The sequence below is a fragment of the Clavibacter lycopersici genome (genome assembly GCF_003576405.1).
Lineage (GTDB): Bacteria > Actinomycetota > Actinomycetes > Actinomycetales > Microbacteriaceae > Clavibacter > Clavibacter lycopersici.
On sequence record NZ_QWGT01000552.1, the window covers coordinates 1 to 454 of the forward strand.

At 77.8% G+C, this 454-nt stretch carries 1 pseudogene; it reads left to right on the forward strand.

What is annotated here, in order from left to right:
* Window positions 1–454: pseudogene (locus tag DZG00_RS16490) on the forward strand (2-succinyl-5-enolpyruvyl-6-hydroxy-3-cyclohexene-1-carboxylate synthase); the annotation flags it as partial.

Here is a 454-nt window from a genome sequence, read left to right on the forward strand (position 1 = left end):
CGCGCACGCTCGTCGTCGCCGGTCATGCCGCGGGCGAGGCCGCCGAGGAGCTCGCCCGCGCCGGCGGCTGGCCGCTCGCCGCCGAGATCTCCAGCGGATCCCACTTCGGCCCGAACCTCGTCGTCTCGTTCCGCGAGCTGCTGGCCCGCGAGGGCTTCGGCGACCGCGTCGAACGCGTCATCGTGTACGGCCACCCCACGCTCACCCGCGAGGTCCCGCTGCTCGTCGGGCGGGAGGACGTGGAGGCGATCGTCGTCGGATCCACCGGCGGCGAGGACTACGACCCGCGCCACCGCGTCACCGCCCGCCCGGCCGCCGTGCGCGTGGTGGGCGCGCCCGCGGATCCCGCCGACGCCCGCCGCTGGCTCGGCACCTGGGTGCAGGCCAGCCGCGCGATCCTCGACGAGGCCACCGCCGCCGAGTCCGCGCCGCTGCTCCCCTCCGGCACCACGCC